19 protein-coding genes are annotated in these 18,835 nt (G+C 61.8%); 3 read left to right on the top strand and 16 right to left on the bottom strand.

All coding sequences use genetic code 11. From position 1 onward, the window contains the following. Nucleotides 1-461 precede the first annotated feature (461 nt). From ACVOLS_RS04220 to ACVOLS_RS04250, 7 genes are all read right to left on the bottom strand, one after another. Nucleotides 462-812, bottom strand: a complete 351-nt coding sequence (locus ACVOLS_RS04220) for a hypothetical protein (RefSeq protein WP_481544595.1) — start codon at nt 810-812, stop codon at nt 462-464. A gap of 22 nt (nt 813-834) precedes the next feature. Continuing rightward, entirely contained in the window at nt 835-1,200 is a 366-nt protein-coding gene (locus ACVOLS_RS04225) for a hypothetical protein (protein ID WP_481544596.1), read from the bottom strand. A gap of 69 nt (nt 1,201-1,269) precedes the next feature. Next, on the bottom strand, nt 1,270-1,548 hold the full coding sequence (locus ACVOLS_RS04230) for a hypothetical protein (protein ID WP_481544597.1): 279 nt from the start codon (nt 1,546-1,548) through the stop codon (nt 1,270-1,272). Nucleotides 1,549-1,969: 421 nt separating this feature from the next. Then, the gene (locus tag ACVOLS_RS04235; RefSeq protein ID WP_481544598.1) at nt 1,970-2,278 is read right to left on the bottom strand and encodes a hypothetical protein; all 309 of its coding nucleotides are present in this window, start codon (nt 2,276-2,278) and stop codon (nt 1,970-1,972) included. Between the two features lie 1,123 nt (nt 2,279-3,401). Next, nucleotides 3,402-3,617, bottom strand: coding sequence for a hypothetical protein (locus tag ACVOLS_RS04240; protein ID WP_481544599.1), 216 nt, complete (start codon nt 3,615-3,617; stop codon nt 3,402-3,404). 57 nt (nt 3,618-3,674) lie between these two features. After that, a complete protein-coding gene (locus ACVOLS_RS04245; protein WP_481544600.1) occupies nt 3,675-3,932 on the bottom strand; it encodes a hypothetical protein in 258 nt (85 codons plus the stop codon). A gap of 88 nt (nt 3,933-4,020) precedes the next feature. Then, complete coding sequence (locus ACVOLS_RS04250) at nt 4,021-4,293, bottom strand: hypothetical protein (protein WP_481544601.1); 273 nt, start codon at nt 4,291-4,293, stop codon at nt 4,021-4,023. Between the two features lie 540 nt (nt 4,294-4,833). On the opposite strand from ACVOLS_RS04250, the gene ACVOLS_RS04255 reads away from it, so the two are divergent. Further along, on the top strand, nt 4,834-5,859 hold the full coding sequence (locus ACVOLS_RS04255; protein WP_481544602.1) for an integron integrase: 1,026 nt from the start codon (nt 4,834-4,836) through the stop codon (nt 5,857-5,859). 9 nt (nt 5,860-5,868) lie between these two features. Here the strand turns inward: ACVOLS_RS04255 and ilvD are convergent, their stop codons facing one another. Continuing rightward, the gene (ilvD, locus tag ACVOLS_RS04260; protein ID WP_481544689.1) at nt 5,869-7,707 is read right to left on the bottom strand and encodes a dihydroxy-acid dehydratase; all 1,839 of its coding nucleotides are present in this window, start codon (nt 7,705-7,707) and stop codon (nt 5,869-5,871) included. Between the two features lie 524 nt (nt 7,708-8,231). On the opposite strand from ilvD, the gene ACVOLS_RS04265 reads away from it, so the two are divergent. Both ACVOLS_RS04265 and ACVOLS_RS04270 read left to right on the top strand, forming a co-directional pair. Continuing rightward, nucleotides 8,232-8,795, top strand: a complete 564-nt coding sequence (locus tag ACVOLS_RS04265) for a DUF1190 domain-containing protein (protein WP_481544603.1) — start codon at nt 8,232-8,234, stop codon at nt 8,793-8,795. A 4-nt stretch (nt 8,796-8,799) separates the two neighbouring features. Beyond that, nucleotides 8,800-9,987 (top strand): glutathionylspermidine synthase family protein, encoded by a 1,188-nt coding sequence (locus ACVOLS_RS04270; RefSeq protein ID WP_481544604.1) that lies wholly within the window; start codon nt 8,800-8,802, stop codon nt 9,985-9,987. A 135-nt stretch (nt 9,988-10,122) separates the two neighbouring features. Here ACVOLS_RS04270 and ACVOLS_RS04275 read toward each other — a convergent pair whose 3' ends face one another. The 8 genes from ACVOLS_RS04275 to ACVOLS_RS04310 form a co-directional block, all read right to left on the bottom strand. Continuing rightward, a complete protein-coding gene (locus ACVOLS_RS04275) occupies nt 10,123-11,421 on the bottom strand; it encodes a DUF58 domain-containing protein (protein WP_481544605.1) in 1,299 nt (432 codons plus the stop codon). 232 nt (nt 11,422-11,653) lie between these two features. After that, nucleotides 11,654-12,679, bottom strand: coding sequence for an AAA family ATPase (locus tag ACVOLS_RS04280; RefSeq protein WP_481544606.1), 1,026 nt, complete (start codon nt 12,677-12,679; stop codon nt 11,654-11,656). Further along, on the bottom strand, nt 12,676-13,824 hold the full coding sequence (locus ACVOLS_RS04285; protein WP_481544607.1) for a DUF4350 domain-containing protein: 1,149 nt from the start codon (nt 13,822-13,824) through the stop codon (nt 12,676-12,678). The genes ACVOLS_RS04280 and ACVOLS_RS04285 overlap by 4 nt, the downstream gene beginning before the upstream one ends. Continuing rightward, nucleotides 13,821-15,422 carry a DUF4129 domain-containing protein gene (locus tag ACVOLS_RS04290; protein WP_481544608.1) on the bottom strand — a complete coding sequence of 534 codons (1,602 nt, stop codon included), beginning with the start codon at nt 15,420-15,422 and terminating at the stop codon, nt 13,821-13,823. The genes ACVOLS_RS04285 and ACVOLS_RS04290 overlap by 4 nt, the downstream gene beginning before the upstream one ends. After that, nucleotides 15,412-16,404: a stage II sporulation protein M gene (locus tag ACVOLS_RS04295; protein WP_481544609.1), complete on the bottom strand. Its 993-nt coding sequence runs from the start codon at nt 16,402-16,404 to the stop codon at nt 15,412-15,414. Before ACVOLS_RS04295 ends, ACVOLS_RS04290 begins: the two co-directional genes overlap by 11 nt. Further along, a complete protein-coding gene (locus tag ACVOLS_RS04300; protein ID WP_481544610.1) occupies nt 16,401-17,096 on the bottom strand; it encodes an RDD family protein in 696 nt (231 codons plus the stop codon). Before ACVOLS_RS04300 ends, ACVOLS_RS04295 begins: the two co-directional genes overlap by 4 nt. Before the next feature lie 183 nt (nt 17,097-17,279). After that, nucleotides 17,280-18,197, bottom strand: coding sequence for a DUF2167 domain-containing protein (locus ACVOLS_RS04305; protein ID WP_481544611.1), 918 nt, complete (start codon nt 18,195-18,197; stop codon nt 17,280-17,282). Between the two features lie 80 nt (nt 18,198-18,277). After that, nucleotides 18,278-18,817: a gamma carbonic anhydrase family protein gene (locus ACVOLS_RS04310; RefSeq protein WP_481544690.1), complete on the bottom strand. Its 540-nt coding sequence runs from the start codon at nt 18,815-18,817 to the stop codon at nt 18,278-18,280. Between the last annotated feature and the right edge of the window lie 18 nt (nt 18,818-18,835).

An 18,835-nucleotide genomic window follows, 5' to 3' on the forward strand; every position in this document is an offset into this window, starting at 1 on the left:
ATTTGTAGGCTTGCCGGGTCTTGCTGGTGATCTTGCCTGCAGACATGACTGTCTCCCAATGCTACCCCCAACAGAGGCTAGCTCTGTCTAGGAAATCCTGGGAACTCCACTGCAATGTCAGAGATCGCATGATCAACAAGTGCTTGAAGCTCAATACGATTCATGGGACTAGAAGCAGTCGCCGCAATCCACTCCTGCCATGTCTTACAGCTTCCGATTCTTCGCGACGCAACAAAAAACAGCAAGGCCAAATCTGTTGTTGGCTGAGAGAGTGCCAACTCCACCAGGCGCACGTGGCTGGCAAGCCAGGTCGAAGCATATATGTCGATGTAGAGGTCGGGGAACAACTTGACATCATGGCCTAGCGCTTCCCGCACTTGGCTAGGCCAACTTCGATCTATCATGACTGCTAACTCTGGAATTAAGCCGCGCCGCGCAGTGGCGTCGGCTTGAATGAACTGTTAGGGTCTGCCGATAGCCCATGCTTCACCTGCATGGAGGTGTTCCACGATTCTGGCAGCTAGGTAACCGTACTTTGATTCTGGCGGAGTGTCATTCTCAACGTATTGAATATGGGTCACTCTATAGGACGTGCCAAGCTTTTCGTTGGCTTGTTTAACGCCGCTCAGGACGAACTCGATTAGAGCCTGCTCATCAATGGGTCTGTGCCGGCATCCGCCTGTTGCGGGCAGGCGCTCGCAGCTGACCATAGCCTCTTGGTCGGAATCGGTCAGACGAATCTTAAGGAGGTTGTGGGTGATTCCTGATATATGAGTTGCTGCGAGGAATTCACCAAGCTTCACGAATTGCATGACGTAGGCCCTAACTCTGGAATTAAGCCGACCCGCGAAGCGGGTTCGGCTTGAATGAATTGTTAGGCGGCGCCCCGGGACGCAGGCGCTGAGCGCTAAGAAAGTAGATGCAGAGCGTTGCACAGCCGAGCGCAAGGAGAAGTGCGCCGAAAAGCAAATGAACGTCGAGGCTCAATCGCAATGTGTCGATAACTTGAAGCGTCGCCTCATGTAGATAGGATGCTGCGGATTGTTGCGATTGATCGGCAATCCAAAGAGAGATGTCGCCGCGGTTACGGATGGGTGATCCGAGATGAAGTGAGGCCTCTCCGGCCCACAGGACGAACCATAGCTGCAGTATGCCTGCGGCCAATTGGACGATCCCGATACACAGGATTGTGATCCTCATGAAACTCCCCTAGCCGCCTAACTCTGGAATTAAGCCGACTCGCGAAGCGAGTTCGGCTTGAATGAACTGTTAGGCCTCATTGAGAACGGCTTGCCGAAATTGCTGCACATAGGCGGTCCCAAGCCTTGGTTCGAGTCGCTCTACTGCTTGTAGTGCCTGCGTTACATCGAATGCTTGCCCATCAAGCACCGAGAGCGCTTGATTGTGAAGAGAGTAAGCAAGCCATGCGGCATCACTCGCTGGGCTTTGCTCCTCGGGGTCGATGTGACTTGCAAGAAGAACCCGCAGGTTGAACAAGGCAGCAGCTAGAAGGCGCTTCTCTAGATCGATTTGCTGGTCATCTGACATGAGGCCTAACTCTGGAATTAAGCCGACTCGCGCAGCGAGTTCGGCTTGAATGAACCGTTAGGCGGCTGCAGCCAATTGCATAACCCATGGCCAACGCTGCCCTGCTTGTACAACCCAACGCGAGCCGATCATGCCACAGCCAGCGGGACGGAGCCTGCCCGGGAGCCTTGCCGAGCGTTGTGGCCGAAGTGCGATGAAATGATTGCGGCAGGGCGGTGAAGTGTAAGACGAAGTGGCGAACTTGCCGATGCCAGGAACAGTTGGAACTGCTACCCGGAGCCGACCGGTGAATTGCTGATGTTGCTGCCGAAAGAAGAAAGGCCAGCCAACCGAGCCCACCGCCGCCTAACCCTGGAATTAAGCCGACTCGCGAAGCGAGTTCGGCTTGAATGAACTGTTAGGCCTCGTGTTGCTAGCCTGCTTACAGCGATTCATATCCGTTTCCTTTGCCACTCAGCCACCGGATACGCACCTTGCCCTCACCGCGTAGGTGATCATGCGCCATGTGGAAAAGAGGGTGTGAAAGATCGCCACTGGTTAAGGCGCGCCGGTTTCCGCTTTCCTCGACTCTAAGGAAGTGTGCCTCATCTGGTTCATCGGTGTAGCTGCGGACGACGAAACAAACCGTACCCTCGGTGAATCGGTAGGTGTCGTACTCGTAGTAGTAGTCGTACAGGCCGGACTCGTTGGATTCGCTTGAATCGACTTGACGGACGCGCTCGATATACATAGGGCAGGCCTAACTCTGGAATTAAGCCGACCCGCGAAGCGGGTTCGGCTTGAATGAACTGTTAGGCCCCGTACCCCGGCTGTTTAGGCTGAATAGCCCTCAGGTACAGCGCAACAACACGGGAAACGTCTGAGTCCGATAGCTTGGCAAGCTTGGGCCCGGTAGAGAGCTCTACATGGGTCCCGTCAGCGGACAAGACCAAAGGCTCTGTTACCTCTGCGATTGCTTGATTCCAGCGCCACGTGGTGGGCAAGCAATGGTTCTGGTGATCGAAAGCCGCAAGGACATCCACTAGGGACACACTTGATGCCTCTACAAGGCGGTGCTCGATCAGTTCGCGTAGTTGCTGGACTTGACCTGTCATGAGCATTTTCTAGGGGCCTAACTCTGGAATTAAGCCGACCCGCGAAGCGGGTTCGGCTTGAATGAACCGTTAGGCGGCCGCAGCCAATTGCATAACCCATGGCCAACGCTGCCCTGCTTATACAACCAAACGTGAGCCGATCATGCCACAGCCTGCGGGATGGAGCTTGCCCGGGAAACCTTGCCGCGCGTTGCCGCCGAAGTTTGAAGAAATGATTGCGCTGGGGCAGTGAAGCGTAAGTCGAAGTGGCGAGCTTGCCGATGCCAGGAGCAGTTGGCGCTGCTGCCCGGAGTCGACCGGTGACTTGCCGATGTTGCCGCCGAAAGAAGAAGGGCCAGCCAACCAAAACACCGCCGCCTAACTCTGAAATTAAGCCGCGCTGCGAAGCGGCGTCGGCTTGAATGAACTGTTAGGCGGCTGTGGCCCTTGCCGCTCCCCGGGCCAATGCTGCCTTGCTTGTGCCACCCAACGCAAACCGATCATGCCACAGCTCGTGGGATGGAGCTTGCCCGGGAAGCCTTGCCGAGCGCTGCCGCCGGAGTGCGATGAAATGATTGCGGCAGAGTAATGAGGCGTAAGGCGAAGTGGCAGGCTTGCCGCTGCCAGGAACCGTTGGAACTGTTACCCGGAGCCGACCGGTGAATTGCTGATACTGCTGCCGAAAGAAGAAGGGCCAGCCAACCCAGCGCACCGCCGCCTAACTCCGGAATTAAGCCGACTCGCGAAGCGAGTTCGGCTTGAATGAACTGTTAGGCGTCATCACTCGCACGCCTCGCTGGGAGAAAGATACGGAACAGCTTTATCAAGGCGCTGCTTTAAGCAAGAGCCGTGAGCGCTGAGGGCTTGAGTCGCGTCTCCAGCGAGCGGCAACACGATTGGTTGCAGGTCCTGCTCTATCCATGTTCCACAAAAGCAGCAGTGATGATCTCCGCATACGAGATCGGCCCAGATTTTGTGAATCTTGGAATTTTCCATGACGCCTAACTCCGGAATTAAGCCGACCCGCGCAGCGGGTTCGGCTTGAATGAACTGTTAGGCCGCATTGCCGGGTGGCCTTTGACGAAGAACTACACCTGTAATGAATAGCATGAAGCCGCCGAGCAGTAGAGCATATTGTAGATAGGCGAAATTCTGCGATGCAGTCGGGGTAGCGCACCAGTAGTTGGAGTTGGTATGGGTGTCAGCGAGTAGCATGAGGTCTACCGGAAGTAACCCAAGAATGGCAATGAGAGCAAAGCCCGCGACAACTGTGCCTAAGACTATGGCCAAGTTTGCGAGGAGCTTTTTCATGCGGCCTAACTCTGGAATTAAGCCGACCCGCGAAGCGGGTTCGGCTTGAATGAACTGTTAGGCGCCAAGCCGGCTGAAGTACGAAAGCTCATGGCTCTTCCATTGGGAAGAACAGATAGTCAGTGTCTGACATGAGATGCGGGAGCTGGTGGACGACTTTGACGGTGATGGTTGATGGCGCCGCGACGATACTAGAGGCTGTGCCAAAAAAAAGAGGATCCGCTCTTACAGCGTCAACTGCTTGCGCCGCAGCCGCCTCCTCGTTTATCGCCTCGATACCTTTGGTGATAAAGAAGCCCTGCAAGGCTGGCTGCCCGTTAATCAGGAAATTCTCTCCCATCAGGAAGACCGCGAAGTTCATGCTCTTCCTTCTGACATTGGCGAACTTCGATCCATGGCGCCTAACTCTGGAATTAAGCCGACTCGCGAAGCGAGTTCGGCTTGAATGAACCGTTAGGCCTCGCAGCAGAACAGCGTGGCTGCAGGCCTTTGGCAATGCTAGAGCCCACGAAATGATCCACTGCATGTGCCGCAAGGACAGGAGTGTACCCACGCACAGGGGGGATTGCCTCGGGCCTCTACTGAAATTGGCGCGCCACATCTGGGACAGCTGGAGGTAACTGACTCGCCGCTATTGAACTGACCAAGCGCGATTAGTACCGGGCCTGCATGGTCCGGAAGTCGAGACAGATCGAGACCAGCTAGGTATTTGCTTGTGTCGTCGCTCATCTAGAGGCCTAACTCTTAGTAGACCGCCTAAAAGCGGTGTAAAACCGAGTATGCCCACTTCCGCTTCGGTTTTGAACCGGAAAATTCTCACAAAGAAACAACGAATTACGAGATTCTCCAGCCCGCATCGCCATATCAAGCTCCAACTTTATTGCCGCCCGGAAGCCGTCATATGGAATACACCCCTGTCTCAGCAGGCGTAAAAGCGGCTAAACCCCAACGACTGCTGGATCGGGTCAGGGAGCATATCCGGGTCCGGCATTACAGCTTGCGTACCGAGCAGGCTTACGTTGGCTGGATACGGCGCTTCATCCTTGCCAATGGCAAACGCCATCCGCAGGAGCTTGGTGTGTTTGAAGTAGGGGACTTTCTGACCCGGCTGGCGACGGTGAGGCACGTGTCGGCTTCTACCCAGAACCAAGCGTTGTCGGCATTGTTGTTTCTCTATCGCGAGGTGCTGGACATGGAGCTGCCGCGCTTGGATCAGGTGGTGCGCGCCAAGCAACCGCGTCGTCTTCCGGTTGTTCTGTCACCGGACGAGGTTGCGCGTCTGCTGCAAGCCATTCCTGAGGGGCAAACGGGGATGATGGCGCAACTGCTGTACGGCACCGGCATGCGCTTGATGGAGTGCGTTCGGCTTCGCATCAAAGACGTGGATTTCGCACGCAACGAGATATGTGTACGTAGTGGCAAGGGCAACAAGGGCCGACGCGTGCCGCTGCCCATCTCGCTCTGTGAGCGCCTGCTACGGCAACGCGAGCGGGCGCTGCGGATACACCGCAAGGATCTCGATGAAGGAAAGGGGCGGGTACAGTTGCCGTATGCGTTGGCACGCAAGTATCCGAATGCAAACGCAGAACCGGGTTGGCAATACCTGTTCCCCTCTACTCGACTGTCTACTGATCCTCGAACCAGGACAATCGGGCGGCATCACGTCAGCGAAGAACCATTGCAGCAAGCGGTGAAAATGGCACGGGCCCTTGCAGGCATCACAAAGCCCGCAACCTGCCATTCCTTGCGGCACTCCTTTGCGACGCATCTATTGGAGGCCGGGCATGACATCCGCACTGTGCAGGAACTGCTTGGGCACAAGGATGTCACTACCACCCAGATCTACACGCACGTTCTCGGGCGTGGTGCAGGCGGTCTGCTTAGCCCCTTGGACCGGCTACCGGGAGTGCCGCCACTCCCGGTTTAAAGGCAGTGATCAGCCCTCCAGCAGCGCCTTGTCGCGCACGGCGCCCTTGTCGGCACTGGTAGCGAGCAGGGCATATGCCTTCAACGCTGTGGTGACCTTGCGCGGGCGTGCTTCGGCTGGCTTCCAGCCCATGGCATCCTGCTCGCGGCGGCGGCGTGCCAGTTCGGCATCATCCACCAGCAGGTTGATGCCACGCTGTGGGATGTCGATCAGGATGCGGTCGCCGTCACGGACCAGGCCGATGGCACCGCCGCCTGCGGCTTCGGGTGAGCAGTGGCCGATGCTCAATCCGGAGGTGCCGCCGGAGAAGCGGCCATCGGTGAGCAGGGCGCAGGCTTTGCCCATGCCCTTGGACTTGAGGTAACTGGTGGGGTAGAGCATTTCCTGCATGCCCGGGCCACCCTTTGGTCCCTCGTAGCGGATCACCACCACGTCGCCGGCCTGCACTTCGTTGCCGAGGATGCCTTTCACTGCGGCGTCCTGGCTTTCATAGACGCGGGCATTGCCTTCGAACACATGGATGGATTCGTCCACGCCGGCGGTCTTCACCACGCAGCCATCGGCGGCGAGATTGCCGTACAGCACCGCCAAGCCGCCTTCGCTGGAGAACGCATGGGCAACGTCACGAATGCAGCCTTCGGCACGGTCCACATCCAGCGACGGCCAACGCGTGGATTGGCTGAAAGCCACCTGCGTAGGGATACCTGCAGGACCAGCCTTGTAGAACTGATGGACGGCCTGGTCCTGGGTCTGGGTGACATCCCATTGCGCGATCGCATCGCCGAGCGTGCGGCTATGCACGGTGGAGGCATCGGTATGCAGCAGGCCACCGCGTGCCAGCTCGCCGAGGATGGCCATGATGCCACCAGCGCGGTGCACGTCTTCGATGTGGTACTTCTGCGTGTTCGGCGCCACTTTGCACAGCTGTGGCACACGCCGCGACAGGCGATCGATATCGCGCTGGTCGAAGGTCACTTCGGCCTCCTGTGCGGCGGCCAGCAGGTGCAGGATGGTGTTGGTGGAACCGCCCATGGCGATATCCAGCGTCATCGCATTTTCAAACGCTTCGAACGTTGCGATGCCGCGCGGCAGCACGTTAGCCTCCTCGCCGCCGTACCAGCGATGGCAGAGCTCGACGATCAGGCGACCGGCGCGCTTGAACAGCGCCTCGCGGTCGCTGTGCGTGGCCACCACGGTGCCGTTGCCAGGCAAGGACAGGCCCAGTGCCTCGGTCAGGCAGTTCATCGAATTGGCGGTGAACATGCCCGAGCAGGAACCACAGGTTGGGCAGGCGCTACGTTCGATCGCGGCCACCTGCTCGTCGCTGACCTTGTCATCGCCAGCAGCAACCATCGCGTCGATCAGGTCGAGTTTATGGTCGGCCAGCTTGGTCTTGCCGGCCTCCATCGGGCCACCGGAGACAAACACCGCGGGAATGTTCAGGCGCAGTGCGGCCATCAACATGCCGGGGGTGATTTTGTCGCAGTTGGAGATGCACACCAGTGCATCGGCGCAGTGGGCATTGGCCATGTATTCGACCGAGTCGGCGATGATCTCGCGGCTGGGCAGCGAATACAGCATGCCGTCATGGCCCATCGCGATGCCGTCGTCCACGGCGATGGTGTTGAACTCCTTGGCCACGCCGCCGGCGGCTTCGATCTCGCGCGCCACGAGCTGGCCAAGGTCCTTCAGGTGCACGTGGCCAGGCACGAACTGGGTGAAGGAATTGACCACCGCGACGATGGGTTTGTGGAAGTCGCCATCAGTCATGCCGGTGGCACGCCACAGGGCGCGGGCGCCGGCCATGTTGCGGCCAGCGGTAGAAGTTTTAGAGCGGTATTCGGGCATGGGGGCGAGCTGGAACGGGCTGGCAGAAGTGCAGTGCGATTGATTCTGCATCAAGTTCCCGGTTGCAGCTGCAACCATCGGATTGCGGTGGTTGTGGGGTGGAGTGGGGCGGTTGGGTGGCAGGTTGATTGTTGGTTGGTGGGGCTGGTGGGAAGGGCGGGGTCAGGCGAAGCGAAAGCCAAAGCCAAAGCCAAAAAGCACCCCTCCCCAACCCTCCCCTGCGCTACGCGCAAGGGAGGGGGTAAAGGCGGCGCGCTCGCGGCCTGAACGATCGCAGCAAACAGCCCCCTCCCTTGCGCGTAGCGCAGGGGAGGGTTGGGGGGGCCTTCGCCTTTGGCTCTTCCAACACACCACCAGCGCCCACGCGGTGAATTGCGAAGCAAGCAGAAAAAAGCCCAAACCCCAGCCACCCCAAGCATTTCCAAGCATCAGCTGAAATCCGATTCAGTTTCAGGAGTTTTCCGGTTTCCGCCTTGCGGCCTTCATCGGGCATTATTGGGAATCAAATTGACGGGGAACCGACCATGAAGCGATCCAAGGCCACCGCACTGGTGCTGATGAGCGCCGTGCCGCTGCTGCTGACCGCCTGCCAGAAGGATGAGGCCGTGCAGACGCAGGAAGGGCTGTACACCTCGGTGGAAGCCTGCAGCGAAGCGACCGGCGATCCGTCCAGCTGCCGCGAGGCGTTTGCCACTGCGCAGAAGCAGTCGGCCGATGCCGCGCCCAAGTACGCCAGCAAGGAAGAGTGCGCCAAGGAATACCCGGCCGAGCAGTGCGTGCAGCAGCAGACCAGCGCTGGCACCTCGTTCATCGGTCCGATGATGATGGGCTTCTTCATGTCGCAGATGCTCAACGGCAGCCGTGGCGCCGTGGCCGCACCGCCGGCATCGCAGCCTGCGTTCAAGGACAAGGCCAATGGTTGGGCCAAGCCCGCACCGGGCGGCAGTGGCGGTTTGAACACTGGCAGCGGCATTGGTGCAGGCAAGGCTGGCCTGGCGCCGGTCAACGCCACCCCGAACCGCGCCGTAACTGCCAGCCGTGGTGGTTTTGGTGCGCGTAGCGGCGGCCGCAGCAGCGTCGGCGGTTGATGCAGTGAAGCGCGTTGCAATTGCCGAACGCGGCAACTGGAAGGCCCGTGCTGCGGAGGCGGGCTTCCGCTTCCACACCATCGACGGTGCGCCGTATTGGGATGAAAGCGCGTACTACGCGTTTACCCTGCGCCAGATCGAGAACGATATCGAAGATCCCAGCGCCGAGCTGCATGCGATGGCAATGGATCTGGTGGGCGACGTTGTGGGCAGCGATGCGCTGATGGCGCAGCTGGCCATCCCCGAAGCGTTCCGCGATTGGATCGCCGAAAGCTGGCGTCGCCGTGATCCCCATCTATACGGTCGTCTGGATTTCGCCTACGACGGCAACGGTCCAGCCAAGTTGTACGAGCTGAACTACGACACGCCCACCTCGCTGTACGAAGCATCGTTCTTCCAATGGCAGTGGCTGGAAGACCAGCGTAACCGTGGCGCGTTGCCGCAGCAGGCCGACCAGTTCAACTCCATCCACGAGACCTTGGTGGAGCGCTTCGCCGAACTGACCTCGCGCCTGCCGCCGCCGCTGTATTTCAGCGCGGTGGGGGAGTCCGAGGAGGACCAGGGCACGGTGGCCTACCTGCGCGATTGCGCGGCGCAGGCCGGCTTGCACGCGGCGGCGATTGCCATCGAGGATATCGGCTTGTCGGCTGACGGCCGCTTCACCGATCTGGATGACGTGGTGATCGGCAGCCTGTTCAAGCTGTACCCGTTGGAGGACCTGATGCGCGAAGAGTTCGGCGCGGCCTTGCCGCGTTCGGGCGTGCAGTTGCTGGAGCCGGCGTGGAAGGCTGTGTTGAGCAACAAGGGCATCCTGCCGTTGTTGTGGGAGCGCCATCGAGGCCACCCGAATCTGCTGGAGTCCTACTTCGACGATGGCAGTGCCTTGCCGGCCGGCTGGGTGCGCAAGCCGCTGCATTCGCGCGAAGGCGCCAATGTGGCCATGCACATGAGCGACGGCAGCTGGCAGGAGAGCGAAGGGCCGTACAACGGGCCGAGCATCCGTCAGGCATTCCATGCGCTGCCGGTGTTTGACGGCAACTACCCGTTGGTGGGTAGCTGGATCGTCGGCGACCGTGCCTGCGGCGTTGGCATCCGCGAAGACAACAGCCACATTACCCGCGACAGCGCCCGTTTCCTGCCGCACGCCATCATTGATGATGCGCCGCAGGGCACGACCAGGATTTATCTGTAAGCGGCTGTTGGGCCTGAATGCCACTGTAGAGCCGAGCCCTACTCGGCTGAGGCTTTACCGGGGGCGCGCCAGCCGCGCATGGCTCGGCACTACATGACACGGCTTTTGTGGGAGCGGTGTCATCCGCGAAGCCGGTTACAACAGGCCGTCGCGCTTTACTGCGAGGTAGCGTTCAACCAAGGCTGCCGGCAATTCCTCAGCGGTGACGTCCAGCACCATCACCCGGTGGCTGCGCAGCGCTTCATGCGCATCACTGCGCTGCTGCAGGTAGGCGGCGATGGCGCCTGCCTGTATCGCATCTGGCACGGTTTCCACATCCCGCGTCAGCGCCTGGTCCAGTTCGCGCTCGCGCAGGCTGGCCACACAGACCAGATGCCGCTTCTGCAGCAGGCGCACGGCAGCCAGCAGATCTTCGATATCTTCGTCGCGGACGTTGGTGACCAGCATCACCAGGCTGCGCCTCGATTGTCGCAGCGACAATTCGGTGGCTGCGGCGAGATAGTCGGTAGCCACCGGCTTGGGTTGCAGGTCATAGCTGGCGCGCAACAGGCTGTCGATCGCGCCCATGCCGCGCTTCGGTGCGACCCATCGACTGTCACCGCCGCTGGCGAACAAGCCGACGCCATCGCCTTGGCGCAATGCGAGGTACGACACCACCAGCGAGGCATTGAGCACGTGGTCGAAATGCGACAACCCGCCCTCGTCGGCCATCATCCGCCGGCCGGTGTCGATCAGCATCACCAACTGCTGGTTCTTCTCGTCCTGGTACTCCCGCGAGATCAGTTTGCGTGCGCGTGAGGTGGCCTTCCAGTCGATCTGGCGCAGGCTGTCGCCGACGCGGTACTCGCGCATCTGGTGGAAGTCGGTGCCTTCGCCACGGCGGCGCTTCAGGTGTGCACCTACCAGACGTGAGGCCATTTCCGCGCTCAGCAGGGCAAAGCGGGTGAGCGGGGCGAAGTTGGGATAGACGCGGACGGTCTGCGGTGTGCCTAAGGTGCGTTGCTGCCGCCACAGCCGCAGTGGCGAATGCAGGCGCAGGTGCACGCCATCAAACACGAAGGTGCCGCGGTTGGCCGGGGTGAAGCGGTAGCTGAAACGGGTCTCGCTGGCTTTGCCCAGCAGCAGCCGGCGCGGCAGGCCGTCGCTGTTCCAGCCATCCGGCAAGAGGTCGAATACGTCGACGCGTTGTTTGCCGTAGGAGTCCAGCTGCAGCCAGGTTTCACGCTCGACGCCCAGGGCGAGGGAGTCGGGGAGTTCGCGACGTACCTGTGGGCTGGGCTTGCGCCAGAGCAGCACGAGGTCGATCAGGGCGAGCACGGCAATTGCCGCGGCACTGATGGTCCATGCCTGCATGGGCAGGTAGTGCAGGGCCACTGGCAGGCCGAGCAGGCTCCACAGCACCAGCAGGGTGATCAGTAGGGGGGCGGGTCTCACTGCGTGGCCCTGGTTGTCTGGAGATTTGGTGTTTGGCAAGGTCGAGCAACAACAAGAACCGAAGCACCCCTCCCCAACCCTCCCCTCCGCGCTGCGCGCGCAAGGGAGGGGGCAAGATCAGCAGCCGAAGCCGCGGCAACAGCTCGCTTCACCACACCTCTCCGGCGCGCCAGGCGTGCAGGGTCCAAGGCAAGGGCTTCGTTTGGCATGCTGGCGCTTCTTGCCGCGTTGCTCACTTGCGCGGCGCCTCCACCTTGGCGAGCAGGGCGGTCAGGGCGTCGTCGGCGGATTGGCCTTCGATCTGCAGTTCCGGGGCCAGCGCGATGCGGTGGCGCAGTGCCGGCTTGGCGATCTCACGTACGTCGTCCGGGGTGACGAAGTCGCGGCCGGACAGCACCGCTTGTGCGCGTGCCGCACGAACCAGCGCGATGCTGCCGCGCGGGCCGGCGCCCAGGGCGATGCCCGGCCACTTGCGGGTTGCCGCGACAATGCGCACGGCGTAATCGATCACCTGCGGGTCAACGGTGATTGCAGCCACCGCCTTCTGCAGTTCCACCACATCGGCGCCGCTGAGTACGCGCGGTACCTGGCTGAGGTTGAAGTCGCTGGCGGTGCGGCCGGTGGTGATGGCCTGCACCATCTGCTTTTCGTCTTCCAGCTGTGGGTAGTCGATCAGCACCTTCAGCAGGAAGCGGTCCAGCTGTGCTTCCGGTAGCGGATAGGTGCCTTCCTGCTCCACCGGGTTCTGCGTGGCCATGGTCAGGAACGGCGGAGTCAGTGCGAAGGCCTTGCCTTCGATGGTGACCTGGCCTTCCTGCATCACTTCCAGCAGCGCCGACTGGGTCTTGGCCGGGGCGCGGTTGATTTCGTCGGCCAGCAACAGGTTGGTGAAAACCGGGCCGCGACGGATCTTGAAGCTCTCGGTCTTGGGATCGTAGACGGCGTGGCCGCTGACATCGCTGGGCATCAGGTCCGGGGTGAACTGCACGCGTGCGTAGTCCAGCTCCAGCGCCTGTGCCAGGGCGCGGACCAGCAGCGTCTTGCCCAGTCCGGGCACGCCTTCGATCAATACATGGCCACCGGCCAGCAAGGCAATCAGGATCTGGTCCAGCACGTCGCTCTGGCCAATGAAGGCATGACCTACCGCGTCGCGGATGCGCTCGACGCGTTCAATCAGGTCCGTGTTGACCGGCGCAGGAGCAGGCGTCGGCGCTGGTGCATCGCCGGGGAGGGCGGGCGGAGTGAGCTCGTCGGTCATAGCTGGTTTCTCATCTGGATGAGCAAGCGGATACGGTCGCGCAGGGCGATATCGTCCTGCGAAGGGGGAATCTGCAGGGCGGTCTGCACACGGCCGATCGGCCACTGCAGGTGATCGGCGATGGCCTGTGCCTGGGCATCGCCAGTCAGCGCAGCAGCCACCGGCGCGCGACGGCGCAGACGGGTGAGGAAGGCCTGGCGCACGGCGTCGTACAACAGCGGTGACTTGCGGTAGCGGTGCAGGTGCTCGCCGCTGGCGCGCACATGTTCCAACAGCGAGCGGCGGTCTTCGCGCGGCGAAGGCAGCAACGCGCCGAAGCGCTGGCAGCGCATCCACAGCCATGCCAGCAGCGCGAGCAGCAACGGCACCCACACCGGCCAACCGCGCTGGAACAGCGTCTTCCACAGCGATGGCAGCTCCATCGCATAGATCAGGTGGGTGGTGCCCTTGCCGTAGTTGGGTGCCAGCACCAGCCGGGCCAGGTCGCGGTGCGGGATGTCGCGCAGGCCGGTGTCGCGTTCGCCGCTGCCATTGAGCAGGAAATCCATGTCGCCCAGCACATCCACCCGGCCCAGGCCGTAACGCAGGCGCGCATAGGCCAGCGTGCCATCGTCGTCTGCATCGGCCCAGCGGCGCTCGGCGCGGGCCTTCCCGGCGAGGGTGAAGCGGTTGCCCCTGCAGAACTCGTTGTGCGATTCCTGGCCGGGGACCTGCCAGATCTGGCAACGCGCCGGTACGTCACTGGGGACCACGCCAAGACGTTCCAGCAGGCCTTGTTCGTCGCCATCGAGGTCTTCGTCGGCGTCTGGCGCCTGCAACACCAGGTGGCCGCCGAATTGCAGCCAGTCCAGCAGGCTTTCCACCTGTGTTGGGGTGAGCAGGCGCGGGTCGTCCAGCATCAACACGGTATCGCCGGGCTGCAGCTGCATGGCTGGCAGGTCGAGCTGGCGCCGGGTTGCGGCCTTGCTGCCGTCGCGGATCAGGGCTTCGCGCAGCGCATACAGCGCGTTGTAGGTCGGTTCGCCATAAGCAGGCAGGGTGACTTCTTCGCTGACTTTCTCGTAATTGCGGACGAACCAGAACGCGACCAATGTGGCCAGCAACAGCAGCACGACCACCAGCGTATTACGCATGGCGGCGTTCATGCCGGCCACCCGTACTGCTGGTGCAGTTCCTTGATCAGTGCTTCGAATTCTTCATCGCTGGGCAGACGGCCGGCATAAGCGGCGTACTGCCAGATGCGTACCATGCGTGCGAACAGGTTGCGGTCTGCATCCTGCGGCATCTTGCGTGATGCGCGCAGGCATTGCGCTTCCGTGGCACCTGGTGGCAACACGGTATTGCCGCGTTCGACCAGCACCTCCACCGAAGCGCGGTACAGCAATGCCAGTGCGTGCCGTGGCTTGCCTTCGCGCCACAACCGACGCGCGCTGCCGAGGATGTCCGGCGGCAGCACTTCCGGCAGCTGCCGCGCTTCCTGTAGCGCTGGTGTCTGCACGTCGCGGCTGCGACGGCCATCGCCGCGGAACCACGGCAGCCACCAACGCGCGGTCAGCGCGAGTACCACCAGCAGCACGGCAAGCAGAATCCACAGGATGCTTTCGCTGATCAGCGCGGCGAACTTGGCGATGGCACCGAGGATCGGGCCGAGATCGCGCTCGTCGTTGTCGTCATCGGTATCAGGCTTCTTGTCCGATGCCTTCTTTACCCAGCGGGTGACGCTTCGCTTGGCGCCAAGTTGTGGGTCTTCATAGGCACGTGCAGCAGCCTGGCGGAAGCCGGCGGTATCGGCTGGTGCAGCGTCGAACAGTTGTTGCGGTGTGGTCGGGGCAGCGGCAGCGGGAGACGATTCAGTTCCTGCTTCGGTAGCGTCTTTGTGGTTGCCGTGGCTGCTGACGCTATGCGTATCCGCGCTGTCCTGTGCAAGCGCCTGCAGCGATGGCAGCGCGAACACGGCCAGCAGCACTACCAGCATCGGCGCCAGGCCGGCCAGTCGCTCGCGCAGGCGACGGAAGGCGATTTCCACATCCCAGGCTTCCAGCTGGGTGCGACGGTTGAGGTAGAGGCCAAAACCGGCGCCGCTGTAGAACGGACTGATCAAGGTCATCGCCAGCCATGCCAGCAGATTGAAGCCTATCCATGCCCATGCGGGGGTGTCTTGGCCGATCAGTTCCCACGTTGCTCGCAGTGATTCGGACAGCAGCTCCACCGGCACGAACATGAAAAACAGGGCAACACCGGCAAATTGCAGCATGGCCTCGAAATGCCAGCACACCCACGTAAGCAGCGCGGCGTGGCCATAGGCGGCACCGCCAAGTACATGCCGACGTCCGCGTCGCTGGCTGGCGTCGCCACCTTCCAGCAGATCGACCGGCATCAACAGTGAGCGGGCGGGGCTGAGTCGACGCCAACCGAGATAGGCGCCGACACCGCGCCATCCCCAGTTCCACTGCGCGCGCAGGGTCTGGCCGGTAGTGGGTTCGGCACCAAATGCGCCACGCGAAATCACGTACAGCGGGATGCGCTCGAAGGCGGGCTTGAGCCACCATAGGATGAAACTGGACACCCAGAAGTTGTCCAGCCACCAGCCCAGCAGGTTGAGCAGCGCAAACACCGGCAGCGTCAGCAACACCCAGGGCTTCCAGATTGCCGCGGCATGACGGCGGACCAGGGCGGTGCCCAGTTCCATCGCTTCCCACTGCGAACGCGCACGCAGTGCGACATCGAGCTGATCAATGCGCATGATCACCTCCACGTCCGCCGCGCCACAGCCACAACAGCACTACCGTCCACAGCACGGCAGACACACTGAGCTTGCCCCACATCGGCACCCATGCGATCGAGGACCAGAACGCCTCGATGAAAGCAGCCACCAGCAGCATGAAGGCAACGCCCAGGCACAGCCGTGCACCAATCACGCCGCCTTCGATCAGTGCATCGATGCGACGTTTGCGGCCCGGTGCCAGCAGGCGCAGGCCCAGCTGCAGGCCGGCACCGCCAGCAATCACAATGGCGGTCAGCTCGAACGGCGCGTGGCCGACCACAAAGCGCCAGAACGGATCGCCCGAGCCGATCTGCTGCAGATGCCCGGCCACCGCACCAATGGTGATGCCGTTGAACAGCAATACCAGGATGGTGCCGATGCCGGCCAATAGTCCGCTGGCAAAGGTGCGCAGGCCGATGCTGATGTTGTTCATGATGTAGTGGCCGAACATTGCCCAGTCGGTGCCGCTATCGCGGCCCAGATTGTCGGCGGCCGGGTCATACATCTTTTCGATGTTCGCCAGCTGGCGTGGATCCATCAGCATGTGGATCAGCTCAGGCTTGTATTGCAGCAGCACGAAGATGCCGATCAGCGGAATCGCGAACAGCGCACACGCCACCCACATTGCGCCTGCCTGGCTGCGTACGGTGGTTGGGAAGTCGGCGAACAGGAATTCAAGCGCACGCTGCCAGCGCGGTGCCGGTGTGCGATACAGCAGGTTGTGGCCGCGCTGCATCAGCTGCTGCAGTTGTTCCACCAGCTGCGGGCTGTAGCCACGGCGGCGCGCCAAGGCCAGCTGCTGGCAGAGGCGACGGTAACGTTGGGGGATGGTTTCATCGCCCAGCACGTCGGGGTCGATGCTGGGCCGCTGCTTCCGCGTGCGTTCGCCACGGCGTTGCAGCCAGTCCTCGAACTGCTGCCATTCGTGCTGATAGCGGGTGACAAACTGTTCCTGTCTCATCGCCGCCCCAGCAACCAGTTGGCCATTGCATACAAACGCACTACGCCAGCCTGGCCGCGCTCCTGGCTCAGCCCAATGGCAATGTCGGCCAGCTCACGTTGACGGCCTGGTGAAAGTGCCGGCGCGCGGTCGGCGAAGGCGATCAAGGCAGCCTGTTCGCTGGGCTGCAAGGGCAGCGGTGGTGCCAGTGCGGTATCGATGCGTGCTGGCGGCGTGGCCGGACGCGGCACGGTATGGATTACCAGCGAGCCGGCGACCAGATCGCCCAGGCGGCGGCCATGCGTATCAAACAGGCAGGTGACCAGGCCCAGCGCGTAACCAAATGGCAGCACGTCGACGGTGCGCAGCAGGTTGCGCACGATCGCCGCCATCCAGCCCAACGGTGCGCCGTCGCGGGCGACCACGCGCAGGCCCAACACCTTCTTGCCCAAGGTGCGGCCGAACCACACCTCCAGCACGATCGGGTAGGCCCAGAACATCAGGAACATCAGCCCAAGATAAAGGCCGCTACCGAACTCGCCCAGCGCGAACAGCAATGGGCTCATCACCGTCAGCACGCCAAAGCGCACGCACAGGTCGATCAACCAGGCCAGGGCACGCGGCACCGGACCGGCAGCGGGCAGCTGCAGGGGCACGCCTTCGGGTGTGATGACCTCGCGATAGGTGTCCAGCATCGGCCGCGCTGCGTTCATTGCAGTAGCTCCAGCAGCAAGTGCTGGTGCTGCATGCGGCGGATGGAAGCCCGGAGTCCGGCCCGGACGGATGCCTGTGGCATTCGTGTCTCTGCTACGTCCCTATCAGAAAGCTGACTTTAGCTGGCGGCAGCCTGAAAACCCAGCCCACCGCAGACAGCAATGGGCTGGGCGAGGCGGGTTTCAGCGCACGGTACGGTTGTCGTCACCACGCACGAACAGCTTCTTGATTGCAGCACCGAAGAACAGCACGCCGATCAACAGCAGCTTCCAGAACTTGGCCAGCAGCAGGCCGAGCTTGGCAAATAGTCCGGCTTTGGCCGCCAGCCCACCGCCGATCAAGGTTGCCACGCCATAGGCGGCGACCTTGTCGGTACTGGGGTTGTGATCGGCGTAGCGCGCACCCTGGTCGAACTCGGCCATCGGCAGCAGCTTGTCCATGCCATCACGTACCAGTGCCAGTTCCGACATTCCTGAAACAGCATTCAAGCTCAGGTAGCCATGCCGGCCGAGCACACGGATGTCGTAGTTGAGGGTGTGATCGGGCTGGTCGTTGAAGGCCAGCTCGCGTGCCCAGTAGAGCTTCTTGCTGCCTGCCTCATAACGTGGCGGCACCGCCCAGCCCACCAGATCGAGTGAGCCATAGCCTGCCTTCACTCGCTCAGGATTGCTGTCGCGGGTCTCGGCCTGCATGGTCTTGAGCAGGTCGGCGTAGTCGATCTTGCTGGCATCTTCGTCGGACACGTAGCCATCGTCGGACCAGGTCACGACCACCGCCCAACTGTCCTGCTCGCTCAAACCCGGGCTGCGCGGCACGATCATGCCGAGCACGCTGTCATCGGGCGGGTTGCCCCACATGTCTTCCAGCACCCGGCGCGCGTCAGCCTTGTCCAGATAGCGGAACTCGTCATTCAAGTTGAAGTGGGCCCGTGCCTCGGGTACTTCGATCTGCCCGCTACGGAACTGCAGCGACTGCTCGAACTGCTCCGCGCTCATGCCCTGTTCTTGCGGGGCAGCGTCCTGGGCGGAGGCGGCAAAGCAAACCACACACAGCAGTGCCACAGTCGCCAACAGGCGCTGCGCCACGATTCTCATCGACATCATGTCAAACCCTCGAAGGCGTCCCCACGCCAAGGCCGGCAGTGTGCACCCGCAAGGCAGCTGCCGACAATGCCTGCTGGTCAGCCCTGCATGCCGCGGTACTGGTCCTTGACCTTGACGTAGTGATCGGCTGAGTAGCGCAGGCCCTCGATGTCTTTCTCGCTGAGCTGGCGCATCAGTCGCGCAGGGTTGCCCGCCCACAACTCGCCGCTGCGCACCAGCTTGCCCGGCCCAACCACCGCGCCAGCAGCGATGAAGGCATTGGCTTCGATCACCGCACCATCAAGGATGCAGGCGCCCATGCCGATCAGGCAGTAATCACCGATGGTGCAGGCGTGGATGATGCAGCCATGGCCGACGGTGACGCCTTCGCCGATCAGCGTCGGGTAGCCGCCCTTGTTGTAGGGGCTGTCATGGCTGACATGGATGATGGTGCCGTCCTGCACATTGGTGCGTGCACCGATGCGCACGTAGTTCACATCACCACGGATCACCGTACCCGGCCACACCGACGCATCATCGCCAATCTGCACATCACCGATGATGGTGCAGGCCTCGTCGATATAGGCGCGTTCACCGAGGGTGGGGGTTTTATCCAGGAAGGGGCGCAGTGCGGGCATGGTGGTGTTCGATGTCGG

It is taken from the genome of Stenotrophomonas sp. STEN038, from assembly GCF_056759895.1.